Source organism: Prolixibacter sp. NT017 (assembly GCF_009617875.1).
Lineage (GTDB): Bacteria > Bacteroidota > Bacteroidia > Bacteroidales > Prolixibacteraceae > Prolixibacter.
The window spans coordinates 104,060-118,796 of sequence record NZ_BLAV01000001.1 but is presented as its reverse complement, the minus strand read 5'-3'; the positions used below and the strand labels follow the sequence as shown (position 1 = coordinate 118,796).

The window sequence follows — 14,737 nt, the reverse complement described above, 5'->3', positions numbered from 1 at the left end:
CATGAAACATAGAAATATTTCACTCAGCATATTCTTAACCCTGGCGACTGGACTGGGAAGTACAGCTGCAGCATTGGCCCAAAAGCAGGACACGACCATCAACAAGCAGGTGGAAGTGGTGAAAGCATATCGCCCGAGCGTATCGGATGCATACAAAATCAGTCCGATGCCGGAAATTGACGATACAACGCGTTTCACGCCGCAGTTCGACTACCACATTGACGCCGAACCGATCATGACCGGATTCAAAACGGTTCCCGTATCGGCTGCAACGATCAACCTACACGAATCGACAGAGAACGGTTATGGTTATCTGAAACTGGGGCTGGGAACTTACAATACTCCTTACGGGGAATTCTTTTTCAACCAGCCCAAAGGCAAGAACTCTATTTTCGGCGTTCACTACCGGCACCTCTCTTCCGCGGGAAGTGTCAAACTGAATAGCACCGGGAAAAAGGTCGATGCGCCATACAGCCACAACAACCTCGAAGTTTTCGGTAAATACTTTTTCAGGAAATCGGTGTTTTCGGTTAACCTAAATTACGACCGGAACGTAGTGAAGTTTTACGGTTACCCGGATTCCATTCCGGCCTACGTGAAAAATAATGGTTACCGCTATTTCAACGACAAGCAGCGCCTGCAAAACTGGCGGGTCAATGTAGGCTTGAAAAGCAGTGAGAACTCCCGCAGTGAGTTGCAATACAACGCAGGTTTGCATTATTCCAATTTCAATGCAAAAACCGGACAAACCGAGAACAACGCCGGAATGATTGCTGAGTTTGACAACGATTTCGGGAACCTGCATGGTTTGCTGCAATCTTCACTCGATTATTATTCAACCGACAGCATTGACAATTTCGATAATCCGCTCTCAAATAAACGCAACAGCATCTGGTTTAAGTTGAATCCATCAGTGTTGCTGAGCGGCGATGCATGGAAAATCCGCGCCGGTCTGAATACCTGGTCGGTATCAGACGACGACCGGAATGCTATATTCAAGGTGTATCCCAAACTCGATTTGGAACTAACGCCTGTGGAAAATATCATGACGCTGTATGCCGGCGCCGATGGCTACCTGCAGAACAACAACTATTCCGCGATAGCTAAAGAAAATCCCTGGGCTAACCCACGGCACGATATCCGGAACACCGATTACAAATACATTGTCTTCGGCGGTTTCAAAGGAAAAATCAGCCCGCAAATCAGTTACAAAGCCGGTGTGAAATACAGCAAAGCGCACAATATGCATTTCTTTGTCTCGAATGCAGTCCCCAGGGTACTCAATCCAATGTACCCAATTTCCACGAACGAGTGGTTGTATCAGAATGACTTTGATGTTGAATATGATAACGCCGGCATCCTCAATCTGAATGCCGAAATTTCCTATTTCAGCGGAAGCGATTACTACCTGCAAATCAAGGCGAATTATTACAACTACTCGCTCGACAGTTTGGATGTCGCTTCGTACAAACCCAATTTCGATGCGACGGTTTCGTCGGGAGTAAGGTTTACCCAGCGGCTAACCGGTTTTATCGACGTGAATATCACCGGAAACCGGAAGGCTGTTGTTCTGTATCAAAACGATCCACTCAGTTCAGCGAGGCCTTCTCCCTACCGGGACATCGTTTCTCTCGATCCAATTGTGAATATGAATATCGGTGCAGAATATGAACTGCCATACCATCTGAAGCTTTTCAGCCACCTCGACAATGTATTCAACCAACACTATGACAGGTGGTTGGGATACACGTCTCAGGGAATGCGATTTATGATAGGCGCAAGCTGGTCATTCTAAGCAAATTAAGATATTTTAGTCCTGTTTTACCCCGAAGCTTTTTCGGGGTTTATTTTTATCTGATAATCTGACACTTAACACACATTAATTTGTTGATAAAAACCCGATTCTGAGGGGCCAAAACATCAGGTTAACCGGGATTATTTTGCTATATTTGCCTACCATGAAAAAAGACCTGAAAATGCGGAACTTAACCTGTCTTTTCACTGGCAGCTGCTAAAGTATTGTCCGCAAACCACTTTTGCTCTTTGGTTATCAGGTCGGGGTTGGAATGCTAAGGATTCCGGCGAGATTGAGAATTTAAATAATTCATAGAATGAGTGAATTTGAAAATAACGGATTGAACAACAACTCCGATTATTCAGCCGACAGTATTCAGGTACTGGAAGGTTTAGAGGCTGTACGTAAGCGTCCCGCGATGTACATCGGTGATGTAAACGTTAAAGGTTTGCACCATTTGGTATACGAGGTAGTTGACAACTCCATCGACGAAGCGCTGGCAGGCTACTGTAAGAACATCGAAGTTATCATCAACGAAGATAACTCCATCTCAGTAAAAGACGACGGACGTGGTATCCCAACGGAGCGCCACTCCAAGGAAAATAAATCGGCTCTGGAAGTGGTAATGACCGTCCTCCACGCCGGTGGTAAGTTTAACAAAGACTCATATAAGGTTTCCGGTGGTTTGCACGGTGTTGGTGTTTCGTGTGTTAACGCACTTTCATCTCACCTTCGTGCGGAAATTCACCGCGATGGAAAAATCTGGGAGCAGGAGTACCAGCGAGGCGTTCCTATCAGTGAAACCAAAATTATTGGTGAAACAGACAAAAGCGGAACCATTGTTACCTTCCGTCCAGATGATTCTATCTTCAGCACTACCATCTACAAATACGACATTCTCTCAGCTCGTCTGCGGGAACTGGCTTTCCTGAACAGCGGTATCCGACTGGTCATTATCGATAAGCGCGAGCAGGACGAAAACAGTGAATTCAAAAGAGAAGAATTTTACTCTGAAGCAGGTTTGTCCGAATTTGTCGATTACCTGGATGGCACCCGCGAGCGTCTGATTGATGAAACTATTCATATTACGACCGAGAAAAATAGTGTTCCGGTAGAAATCGCGATGACTTACAACTCATCGTTTACCGAGAACATTCACTCATATGTTAATAACATTAACACCATTGAAGGAGGTACACACCTCACCGGTTTCCGGCGTGGTTTAACCCGTACCCTGAAGAATTATGCGGAAACCAGCGGCATGCTGGCCAAGCTTAAATTCGATATCAGTGGTGACGACTTCCGCGAAGGATTGACGGCCGTTGTTTCGGTAAAAGTAGCTGAACCCCAGTTTGAGGGACAGACCAAAACAAAGCTCGGTAACTCCGAAATCAGTGCATCGGTTGACCAGGCGGTAAGTGAAATGCTTTCGTACTACCTGGAAGAGCATCCGAAAGATGCTAAAACCATCGTAAACAAAGTTATTCTTGCAGCTCAGGCACGTCACGCTGCCCGCAAAGCGAGGGAACTGGTTCAACGTAAAACGGTATTATCAGGTGGCGGCCTTCCGGGAAAACTGGCCGATTGCTCGGAAAAAGATCCGGAACAATGCGAAGTTTTCCTCGTCGAGGGTGATTCGGCAGGTGGAACTGCCAAACAAGGCCGTGACCGTCGTTTTCAAGCGATTCTCCCGTTAAGGGGAAAAATCCTGAACGTGGAAAAAGCCATGTCGCACAAGGTTTTCGAAAGTGAAGAAATTCGCAACATATACACTGCTTTAGGTATCACGGTAGGAACCGAAGAGGACCAGAAAGCATTGAACATCGAAAAGCTGCGGTATCACAAGATAGTAATCATGACCGATGCCGACGTCGACGGTTCTCACATCGCGACGCTTATCATGACTTTCTTCTTCCGCTACATGCAAGATTTGATTCGTAACGGAAATATATACATTGCCACACCACCACTCTACTTGGTGCGCAAAGGCAAGAAAGAAACCTACTGCTGGACGGAACAACAACGCATCGCCCTTATCAACGAATGGGGAGGCGGAAGCGAAAGCAACCTGCACATACAGCGATACAAAGGTTTGGGTGAGATGAACGCCGAACAGCTTTGGGAAACGACCATGAACCCGGAACAACGTACGCTACGGCAGGTAACGATTGAAAACGCCGCCGAAGCCGACCACATCTTCTCCATGCTTATGGGTGACGATGTGCCGCCCCGGAAGAAGTTCATTGAGGACAACGCTACATACGCGAATATCGATGTATAAAGCCTGAAGGCTGGCCTAGGGCCAGCCTTTTTTAATGTATAACAATAAAATTTCTGAGTCGTGAATATCTGTGTTTTCTGCTCGTCGAGTAATGCCATTGCCGATGTTTATTTTGAAGAAGCCCGATTGCTGGGAACATTAATCGGTGACAACCGCCACAACATTGTTTACGGTGGTTCGAATGTTGGGTTGATGCACGCTTGCGCTGAAGCTGCTCGCGAGGCAGGAGCTGTTTCGCTGGGAATCATTCCTCAATCCATTCACGACCGCAATCTGGCTTCGGAGCACGACGATGAATTGATTGTGACACCGAACATGCGGGAACGCAAATACCTGATGCGGAAACGTTCGGATGCATTCATTGCCCTTCCGGGAGGATTTGGAACACTGGAAGAGATTCTCGAGGTGATTACGCTCAAGCAGCTTCACTACCACAACAAACCCATCGTATTTATCAATACCAACGGATTTTATGATGCGCTTCTTCAACAATTTCAGCGCTCATACGATGAAATATTTGCCCGCGAAGAATATAAGAAAATGTACTACGTAGCGAAAGATGCCAGCGATGCGATGGAGTATGTCGAAAATTACCAACCGGAAGAACTGGAAAGCAAGTGGTTCAATGTTCCGGGTAAGAAATAAAGACGAACAGAAATCAATCTAACGGGATGGTAAAATAGAAAACAGAACCTTTGCCAAATTCCGACTCAACCCCCATTTCACCTCCCAGCAGTTCGACCAATCCTTTGCAGATAGATAAGCCTAATCCTGCTCCGCCAAAACTCCGATTATAGGCGGGTTCAGCCTGACGGAAACGCTCGAAGATAAGCTGTTGATTTTTCTTCTCGATACCAATACCGGTGTCTTCCACCCGAAAAATTACGAAATTACCTTTCAACAGGTATTTCACTGCAATGTGCCCTTCCGAAGTAAACTTGAAGGCATTTGAAAGGAGATTACTCAAAATCTGTCTTACCCTGACAACGTCCGAATTTAATTTTAGCGAATCCGGAAGGTGGGACTGAAAACTCATCTCCACTTTACCGTCCTTCTCTTCAGTGGTCATTTTCTGATACAGGCGAATCAAATCGATGAGCGATTCATTCACTGAAAAAGGCGCTTTGGCTAACGCCAGTTGTTCGGCCTCAATCTTCGAGAAATCGATGATATCATCAATCAGGTGTAACAGCGTATCACCACTCTTTTGTATGTATTTGATGTACAATTCCTGTTCAGCAGGCGTGATATCCGAATCTCCGAGTAACTCCGAAAAGCCGAAGATTGCATTCATGGGGGTTCGTATCTCGTGCGACATATTCGCCAAAAAGGCCGATTTCAATTGATCAGCTTCTTTTGCCTTATGCAGCGCGCTTTTCAGCTGCCGTTCACGGTTTCGTTCATCAGTGATATTACGGTAAATATGAAGCATTTGGTTCTTTCCTTCGTTGCTGCTCAGTAAGGTTACAATGGCTGAAACCAGCAACTTCTTACCTGTTCTGGTATACCGTTCAAGCTCACGTTCAACGCTGGTATGAGTACCATCTGTTCCAATATACTTCACCGAAATCGATTCGGAATTATCCTTACAGATTAGAGAGCTCAACGACATCCCCACCACTTCTGCCTGTGAATATTCAAAAAGCTCTTCAAATGCATGATTCGCCATCTCCACCTGGTCCTCATCAACAACCACGACCATCGCAATCGGAGCGACATTAAAAAGATGTTTGAGCGCCTTCTGGTTGAAAATCAACTCATCTTCGATTTGCAAACGAGTAGCCATCATTTGATTGGCTGATTCACCCAGAGAGCGGATTTCCTTAAAATGAATTTTTTCCGTTGGAATAAAACGCCCTTTGGGATGTTTGAAATAGGTGATAAACCAATTGATATCGGTATAAAACCGCCGGAAATAATAATTCAGGAAAAGGAAAAAGATAAGTGAGAAAAGGGCAAGAACAACCAGCGTAGTTACAATAGCTTTATAATATCGCCGTTTTAACTGTTGGCCCTCGCCCTCGGCCTTCTTCCGGGCATCCGACAAATAGGCAACCCCGCCAACAATCCAATTCCACTCGGGAACCGAACGGACATACACCATAATGCTGTCAGAAGTGTGGCTGACATGATTATACCAGTGACAACGGAAAAAGCCCCCCTGCTGATTTTGCTTAACCAAATTTAGCTCTTGCTGAAACACCGTGGTTTTGCTTTGAGGAGCATTCGTCAACAAGTTCATGTTACCGCTGTATGGAACTCCGTCCATAATAACAGGTGTTCCGTCAAATTTATTGATGAAGATGACATCGCCCGTATTTTTCCACTGCTCTGTCAGCTTATGGACAATGCTTTGCTGAATCTCTGACTTAAAATCAACAGGATAAACACGATGACCGATATACCAACCCAAATCATCAACCCGTTTTACATAGGTTATTTTCTCCAGCTCTTGATTGTTCGGACTGTAATATTCCAGAAAGCCGCTGTCTTTTTTCTGAAGCAGCTTCAGTTCTTTTCGTACGACATAATTTCCCAACGAATCCTGAAAGCTGTTCAAACGAATACCCTGACTCACTCCCTTTCCGGGAAAAATCACACTTCTTCCATCAAGCGTGTTGACGAAGAGCTTTCCTTTCATCCCAGGTCCAATATAAGCTGATAATGAAGTGAGAATCATTTCGCGAACACGTTGCTCCGGATAAACATTTCGGTATTTAGTCCACATCGACTCGGTCATGCTTGAAGCCGATTCCACACTTCGGGAAAGAGAAGATTTCAGATTATCGATGTATTCTTCCCGGCGGTACGTAATATATCTTATCTCGCCGTCAACCCGTGATTCGAGATTGGATTCTTCCTGATTAAAAATCTGATTAATCCGATGCTCCCGGTTTACCCGGAAACTATGCCATTCTGAGAAATTGTAAACGATGAAAACCAATAGGAAGGTAACCAGGAAAGTAATGAAGAAGGCACGTCCAAAGAACCCGGGCATCGACACCGATTTAAAAAACTTCAGACGTTCCCACATTTTTTCTTTCATCGAAAATTCAGGATAAAAGGGTTAATCGATTGCTATTGTTCCATCAAAAACAAAAGTGGCGGGACCTTTTAACCAAATCTCGGTAAACTGATTTCCTGAACGTTTGAAAGAAACTTCCAGTTGTCCGCCTTTTGCTTCTACCGGAAAATATCCTTCCTCTTTCCCTGTTCTGATGGCTGCGCACAAAGCCGATGCTGTAATACCCGTTCCACAAGCCAGGGTTTCGTCCTCTACGCCACGTTCGTAGGTATATACTTTAATTCCGTTATCACGAAGTTGAACAAAATTGACATTGGTACCTTCCGCTGCAAAGCGTTCTGAGTTTCTCACCTGCCTGCCTTCCTTCACTACATCAATCGAGTCGATGTCATCGGCAAACCGAACGTAATGGGGTGAACCTGTATCCAGGAAGAAAAAGTCTCCACCGTTTTCAACCGCAGGAACATTCTGCATTTTCAGGTTAACCAGACCATTCGCGTCAATAACCGCTTCGTGTATACCATCAACGGCCAGAAAGGTTGTATTATTGTCTATAACGCCCAGTTTTCGGGCGAAAGCCACGATACACCGACCTCCGTTTCCACACATGCTGGCTTCTCGTCCATCCGCATTGAAGTACCGCATAACGAAATCATGTTCGGGATGCGACTGAAGCAACATCAACCCGTCTGCTCCGACACCAAATCGTCGATCACAAATAGAAGCAATCAACTCCACATTGTCTCCATCAAAGTGTTCATCGCGGTTATCGACGATCACAAAGTCGTTTCCGGCTCCCTGGTATTTGTAAAACTTTGTCTCCATGACTTCTAACATCTCCAAAAGTTAGTTAAAATATGTTAATCAGGACGATACAACGGCTACCTAAATTGTTTGTTTCAATAAATTTGCTCTGCAATGGTACACAAATTGCCGGCAAAATCTGCAGAAAATTTAGTTAATATCTAAAAATACGGAGTATGAATAAGTTTAAGAAAGTAACAACAAATCTACTCATTGCTTTTGCGGGTGCAGTTATCGCGGTAGCTGTTTATTCTGCAACAATTGGAAAAACAAAAGTAGTAACCGTTGAGGAACCATCTCAACCGGTTCAATTAACCAGTCTACCGAGTGCTCCTCAGGGCGGAGTGCCCGATTTGACTTACGCCGCAGAAAAATCGGTACATGCGGTCGTGCACATTCAAACAATGATTAAAAACCAGGCGTACGGAGGCGGTAGTGGAAACCCCTTCTTCGATTTCTTCTTCGGCGACAGGGGAGGACAGTATCAGCAACAGCAACCCCAGTATACCCGCGCGTCAGGTTCAGGTGTGATTATCAGTCCCGATGGTTACATCGTTACGAACAATCATGTAATCGACGATGCATCCAACATTGAGGTCATTCTCAACGACGATCAAAAATATCCCGCCAAGGTTGTCGGACGCGATCCAAACACGGATATCGCCCTGGTAAAAATCGATGCGAAAAATCTTCCGTACCTGACCTGGGGTAACTCGGATGCGCTGAAATTAGGCGAATGGGTACTGGCTGTAGGAAACCCGTTCAATCTGACTTCAACCGTTACTGCAGGTATCGTGAGTGCCAAGGGACGTGCCATCGGTATCAACGCAGGTAAAATGCCGCTGGAATCGTTTATTCAGACCGATGCAGCTGTAAATCCGGGCAACAGCGGAGGCGCCCTGGTTAATACACGCGGCGAACTGGTAGGTATCAACACCGCCATTGCGTCTCGTACCGGGTCTTACTCAGGTTATTCATTTGCTGTTCCGGCAGCCATCGCCCAAAAAGTAGTTAGTGACCTGAAGGAATATGGCGAAGTTCAGCGTGCCATGCTGGGTGTAACCATTCAGAAGGTGACCTCGCAAGTAGCCAAAGAACATGACATCGACAAAATTGAAGGTATTTACGTCAACAGCGTTACGGATGACGGTGCCGCCAAACACGCAGGAATAAAAGCCGGCGATGTAATTCTGAAGATTGATAATACAACCGTAAATACCAACCCGGAACTGATGGAACAGCTTGGTAAACGTCGTCCCGGCGACAAGGTGACATTAACCATCAAAAGGGACGGTAAACTGAAACAATACGAGGTAACCCTTCGTAACACACGAGGAGACACAAGCATTCTAAAAGAGTCCTTCTCAGTCCTTGGAGCAAAATTCGGTGCCGTATCCGATCAGGATATGCAACGCCTGCAACTCAACAGTGGAATTCAGGTAGATGAACTGTCCAAAGGCAAACTAAAAGATTTAGGTGTAAAAGAAGGATTTATCATTACTGAGATAAACAAAAAGCCTGTTTCCTCGGTTGATGATGTAAAACGTGCCCTTAACCAAACAGAGGAAGGCCGTCCGATTCTAATCGAAGGAGTCTATCCGAATGGACAATGGGCCTACTATGTTTTTAGAGTAGAATAAGTTGAATTGTCGAAGTCCGCTTCATTCTGATGACTGATAATTTGCATGACAATTCATTCTTTCGTAAATTTGCGGACTTTTAATCGGAGAGCATGAGACAACTTAAGATTACAAAATCTATTACGAACCGCGAGAGTGCTTCTCTCGACAAGTATCTTCAGGAAATTGGTAAAGAAGAACTCATTACCGTTGAGGAAGAAGTCGAACTGGCGCAACGCATTAAAAAAGGCGACCAGGCAGCACTCGAGAAACTGACACGAGCCAATCTTCGTTTCGTAGTTTCCGTGGCAAAGCAATATCAAAACCAGGGATTAAGTTTACCTGACTTGATTAACGAAGGTAACCTGGGATTGATAAAAGCCGCAGAAAAATTCGACGAAACACGAGGATTCAAGTTCATCTCGTATGCGGTGTGGTGGATTCGTCAGTCTATTCTCCAGGCTCTGGCCGAACAATCGAGAATTGTCCGTTTACCCTTGAACCAGGTTGGTTCGCTGAACAAAATCAACAAGGCATTCTCGAAGTTTGAACAGGAACATCAGCGCAAACCCTCACCTGAGGAGTTGGCAAAAGAGCTCGATCTTCCGGCTGATAAGGTAGCCGACACACTGCGTGTTTCCGGCCGCCACGTTTCAGTTGACGCTCCGTTCGTTGACGGTGAAGACAATAGTCTGCTCGACGTTTTGGTGAACAACGATTCGCCCAACGCCGACCGCTCACTCATCGACGAATCGCTGGCAAGGGAAATTGACCGTTCTCTGGCAACTCTCACCGAAAGGGAAGCCGATATCATTCGTATGTTCTTCGGAATTGGTTGTCAGGAAATGACCCTCGAAGAGATAGGAGAGCGTTTCGGTTTGACACGCGAGCGTGTTCGCCAGATCAAGGAGAAAGCAATCCGCCGCCTGAGACACACCTCTCGCAGCAAGTTGTTAAAAACCTACCTTGGATAAGGCAATCCGAAAGCACATTCAAGACAACAATCTTATACAGATAAGATTAGCCCCGCCAAATGAGCGGGGCTTTTTTATATCTGAATGTTAACTTTTCAGATCTTATACTGGAATTGTTATCGCTTGCTTTTCTCGCCCGAACGCTCTTTCAGCAATCCCTGAAGGCGGTACATCTCATCACGCAACTGGGCAGCTTCGATGAAGTCCAGCTCTTTGGCTGCTTTCTCCATTTCTTTCTTCGTATTGGCGATAGCTTTTTCCAGGGCATCCACCGTCATGTACTGCACAACCGGATCGGCAGCCACATCGGCTGGAGGCGGCCCTGCGTAAGCTTTCGGTGAACCAGTCGTTTCTTTCTCTTTCCGGTACTCGTACCCGATAATTTCGCGGGTCGCTTTGATGATCTGCTGCGGCGTAATATTGTTCTCTTCGTTGTAAGCCATCTGCTTCGCACGGCGGCGGTTGGTCGAATCAATGGTTTTTTGCATTGATTGCGTAATCTTATCGGCGTACATAATGACCAGGCCATTCAGGTTCCGGGCTGCCCGACCAGCCGTCTGTGTCAGCGAACGCTCCGAACGCAGGAATCCTTCTTTGTCCGCATCCAGAATCGCCACCAGGGAAACCTCCGGCAAATCCAGTCCTTCACGAAGCAGGTTAATTCCGACCAGCACATCAAATTCTCCCTTCCGGAGATCTTCCATAATCTGAACACGCTCCAACGTGTCCACATCAGAGTGAATGTACCGGGTTTGAATATCCATCCGGGTGAAATAGCTGGTGAGCTCTTCCGCCATTCGCTTGGTTAGTGTCGTCACCAGTATCCGCTCGTTCCGCTGCACCCGCTGATGAATCTCTTCCATCAAATCGTCAATCTGATTGGTGCTGGGACGCACTTCAATTTTCGGGTCGAGCAAACCGGTTGGACGAATAATTTGCTCTACTACAACGCCTTCACTTTTCTCCAGCTCGTACTCAGCCGGCGTTGCACTGACATATACGATCTGATTGATAACATCTTCAAACTCTTCAAACTTCAACGGTCGGTTATCAATCGCTGCCGGCAGGCGAAAACCGTACTCCACCAAATTTACCTTTCGTGCCCGGTCGCCTCCGTACATCGCCCTTATTTGAGGAATCGTCACGTGACTCTCATCGATAACCATCAAAAAATCATCCGGAAAATAGTCAAGCAAGCAGAACGGACGGGTTCCCGCCTTACGACCATCAAAATAACGGGAATAGTTCTCAATGCCCGGACAATATCCCAATTCCCGAATCATCTCCAGGTCATAATTCACCCGGTCATCAATCCGTTTGGCTTCCGCCCGTTTTCCGTCGTTTTCAAAAAATTCGATCTGCTTTACCAAATCATCCTGAATCTGCCGGATGGCTGACTGCGTCCGCTCTTTCGTGGTAACGAAAATGGTAGCCGGATAAATGATAACACTATCGTGATCATCTATCGCCTGTCCGGTTTCCGGATCGAACGAAATCAGCTCTTCAATCTCGTCTCCCCAGAAGACAATCCGGTAAGCATAATCGGCGTAAGCCGGATACACATCCACCGTATCACCTTTCACCCGAAAAGTTCCCCGGTTAAAACTCACCTCGTTGCGTGAGTACATCGCATCGACGAGCTGACGCAGGAAAGCATTCCGGCTAACGGTATCTCCCACTTTCAACGTCGACACATTCTGATGAAAATCTTCCGGGTTACCGATACCATACAGGCACGAAACCGATGAAACGACAATCACATCGCGACGCCCCGAAAGCAAGGCTGAAGTCGCACTTAACCGCAACTTCTCAATCTCGTCGTTAATCGACAAATCCTTTTCAATATATGTATCCGTTACCGGAAGATAAGCTTCGGGCTGGTAGTAATCATAGTACGAAACAAAATATTCTACCGCATTATCCGGGAAGAATTGCTTCATCTCGCCATACAACTGCGCTGCCAGTGTTTTGTTATGACTCAGAATGAGTGTCGGCCGCTCCACCTTCTCAATTACATTCGCCATCGTGAAGGTTTTCCCCGAGCCGGTCACCCCCAACAAGGTCTGGTGTTTGGCTCCCTCGTTGATCCCCTGGGCCAATTGATTAATCGCTTCCGGTTGGTCGCCGGTAGGTTGATATTCTGAAACAATTTTAAACTTCATAGCAAACGGTTATTCGTTTAAACCGAACACGTCACCAATAACAACGGGCACATCGTTTTCCCTGTTTGTCAACTGGTTTTCCGCCTTCACTGATTGAGCTTCGAACAAGAGAAAACGACCTTCCGCCTTCACCGAACAAGCTTCCGCCTGTTAAGGTAAGGCTTCGAACTGCGCCGAATGAGCTTCCGCCTTCGCAGATTGAGCTTCGAACAAGAAAGAAAGACCTTCCGCCTCCACCGGTCGAGCTTCCGCCAGTTAAGGTAAGGCTTCGAACTGCGCCGAATGAGCTTCCGTCTGTGACAAATTAGTTTCCGCCTCCGCAGATTGAGCTTCGAACAAGAAAGAATGACCTTCCGCCTCCGCCGGTCGAACTTCCGCCTGTTAAGGTAATGCTTCGAACTGTTGAGGTTGGATTTCGAACTTACAAAAACATGCTTACCGGTGCAGTATAAAGTATACCGGGAAATGATCGCTGATTCCCCCGTAATAGTTGGGCCCGCCATATGTGCGGTTCGGTGCCATCACCCCATTTTTATTGTGGTATTCCATCCATTTTTCATGAAATACCCTCCCTGATGCCGGAACTGTCGTCCAACCACTTTTTGCCGTCAGCAAATCATGTGACACGACCAGGTTGTCGAGCATGTTCCAGTTGCCACGGAAGTAATAGGTTCCCTTTCCCTTCATCGAAGCCTGGTAAAGCAAACTGTGCAAAGTGCCGTCCGTACCCGGAATCGCCTGCAATACCTTGAAAAGACTCTTGTTTTCCGGTTCGTCATTCATATCACCCATGATAATGATCTTGGCATCGGGATTCAATCGGGTAATCGAATCTACCTGGGCACGGAGCACCGAAGCGACAAACACCCTTTTGGGCTGCGATTTTTCAAGACCACCCAGACGCGAAGGCCAGTGATTGACGAATACGTGGATGGTATCATTTTTTCCGGAAAGCAACTTAGCGTAGAGAATATCACGCGTATGATAATCCGGATCGTCTTTAAAATGAATGCCAATGACCGTATGCGTTATCTCTTTGAAGATATCGGGGCGATAAAGCAGCGCCACGTCGATACCGCGGTAATCCGGGCTCTCTTCATGTATAATCTGGTAATGTACAGGTGCCATACGCTTCGTACGAACCAAATCGTTCAACACCGATTGATTCTCGATTTCAGCCATTCCAATCAATCCCGGCTTTCCAACCGTGTCCACATCCATCAACACGTGGGCGATGTCTTTTAGCTTTTTGGTATATCGCTCGGTGTTCCATTTTTTAGGAGATTCAGGACTGAACTCAAAATCACGTTCGCCTTGATTGTTAATGGTATCGAACAAGTTTTCCACATTGTAAAAAACAACCGAGGTAGCTTTCACTTTCGGCTCACTCTTTCTCGGCGTACTACACGAATTGATGAGCAGCAGGCTTCCTGCCAGCACCATCGATAGAAAAAAACGGTTATACTTCACGGCCAATGGTAACTTCATAGTATTTGGTAACATCAGTTGTAATCATACCGGCAGCTTCCGCTGCCTGCAAGCCCAGCTTTCCATCTTCGAAAACCTGACAATCGGTTGGTTTAATACGTATTAAACTGGCTGCTATCAAAAAAGTTTCGGGATCGGGTTTATGTTTCTTTACGTCTTCTGCTGACACCAGGTGTTCGAAACAATCTTTTACACCAGCCTTTTCCAGCGCCATCCATGCCAGTCTTTTATAACCACCGGTTCCACATGCCATGGGCAGTTTTCCGTGGTATTTATGAATGAGTTCAACAACCGGCTCTACTGGCTTTACTTTATGAATGTTTTCCTCATAACGCAACTCCTTGATTCGGGTAAACTCTTCCGGGTCAAAATTCTTGTTGAACTTCTCCTTTAGGAACTGGCAGGTTTCCAGCGCCGGCATTCCTGTTACCGATTCAAACAACGGAATCGAGAAATCAATGCCATACTCTTTCGCGGTGTCTCTCCATGCAATATAATGCACCGGCATTGTATCGCAAATCGTCCCGTCGATATCAAAAATAAGTCCGCGAGCACGCGGATCAACTTCTAACTTGTGATTCATAAAGAA

Annotated in this window: 10 protein-coding genes; 5 read left to right on the top strand and 5 right to left on the bottom strand. The window is 46.2% G+C overall.

Annotated features, from left to right (window positions below):
• Nucleotide 1 precedes the first annotated feature (1 nt).
• The 3 genes from GJU87_RS00410 to GJU87_RS00400 all read left to right on the top strand — a co-directional run bounded on the left by GJU87_RS00410 (nucleotide 2) and on the right by GJU87_RS00400 (nucleotide 4,721).
• On the top strand, nucleotides 2-1,795 hold the full coding sequence (locus GJU87_RS00410; protein WP_153637709.1) for a hypothetical protein: 1,794 nt from the start codon (nucleotides 2-4) through the stop codon (nucleotides 1,793-1,795).
• Nucleotides 1,796-2,111: 316 nt separating this feature from the next.
• Complete coding sequence (gene gyrB / locus GJU87_RS00405; protein WP_153637708.1) at nucleotides 2,112-4,076, top strand: DNA topoisomerase (ATP-hydrolyzing) subunit B; 1,965 nt, start codon at nucleotides 2,112-2,114, stop codon at nucleotides 4,074-4,076.
• Between the two features lie 60 nt (nucleotides 4,077-4,136).
• Nucleotides 4,137-4,721 (top strand): TIGR00730 family Rossman fold protein, encoded by a 585-nt coding sequence (locus GJU87_RS00400; protein ID WP_153637707.1) that lies wholly within the window; start codon nucleotides 4,137-4,139, stop codon nucleotides 4,719-4,721.
• A gap of 13 nt (nucleotides 4,722-4,734) precedes the next feature.
• On the opposite strand, the gene GJU87_RS00395 is transcribed toward GJU87_RS00400, so the two are convergent.
• The gene (locus GJU87_RS00395; protein WP_153637706.1) at nucleotides 4,735-7,122 is read right to left on the bottom strand and encodes a cache domain-containing protein; all 2,388 of its coding nucleotides are present in this window, start codon (nucleotides 7,120-7,122) and stop codon (nucleotides 4,735-4,737) included.
• 21 nt (nucleotides 7,123-7,143) lie between these two features.
• Entirely contained in the window at nucleotides 7,144-7,926 is a 783-nt protein-coding gene (gene dapF, locus GJU87_RS00390; protein ID WP_153637705.1) for a diaminopimelate epimerase, read from the bottom strand.
• Nucleotides 7,927-8,081: 155 nt separating this feature from the next.
• On the opposite strand from dapF, the gene GJU87_RS00385 reads away from it, so the two are divergent.
• Both GJU87_RS00385 and GJU87_RS00380 read left to right on the top strand, forming a co-directional pair.
• Nucleotides 8,082-9,545 (top strand): Do family serine endopeptidase, encoded by a 1,464-nt coding sequence (locus GJU87_RS00385; RefSeq protein WP_153637704.1) that lies wholly within the window; start codon nucleotides 8,082-8,084, stop codon nucleotides 9,543-9,545.
• A 92-nt stretch (nucleotides 9,546-9,637) separates the two neighbouring features.
• On the top strand, nucleotides 9,638-10,498 hold the full coding sequence (locus tag GJU87_RS00380) for an RNA polymerase sigma factor RpoD/SigA (RefSeq protein ID WP_106542986.1): 861 nt from the start codon (nucleotides 9,638-9,640) through the stop codon (nucleotides 10,496-10,498).
• Nucleotides 10,499-10,614: 116 nt separating this feature from the next.
• Here the strand turns inward: GJU87_RS00380 and uvrB are convergent, their stop codons facing one another.
• From uvrB to GJU87_RS00365, 3 genes are all read right to left on the bottom strand, one after another.
• Nucleotides 10,615-12,660 carry an excinuclease ABC subunit UvrB gene (gene uvrB, locus GJU87_RS00375; protein ID WP_153637703.1) on the bottom strand — a complete coding sequence of 682 codons (2,046 nt, stop codon included), beginning with the start codon at nucleotides 12,658-12,660 and terminating at the stop codon, nucleotides 10,615-10,617.
• A 435-nt stretch (nucleotides 12,661-13,095) separates the two neighbouring features.
• The gene (locus GJU87_RS00370) at nucleotides 13,096-14,148 is read right to left on the bottom strand and encodes a hypothetical protein (RefSeq protein WP_153637702.1); all 1,053 of its coding nucleotides are present in this window, start codon (nucleotides 14,146-14,148) and stop codon (nucleotides 13,096-13,098) included.
• Nucleotides 14,120-14,731, bottom strand: a complete 612-nt coding sequence (locus GJU87_RS00365) for an HAD family phosphatase (protein ID WP_153637701.1) — start codon at nucleotides 14,729-14,731, stop codon at nucleotides 14,120-14,122. Before GJU87_RS00365 ends, GJU87_RS00370 begins: the two co-directional genes overlap by 29 nt.
• Nucleotides 14,732-14,737 lie beyond the last annotated feature (6 nt).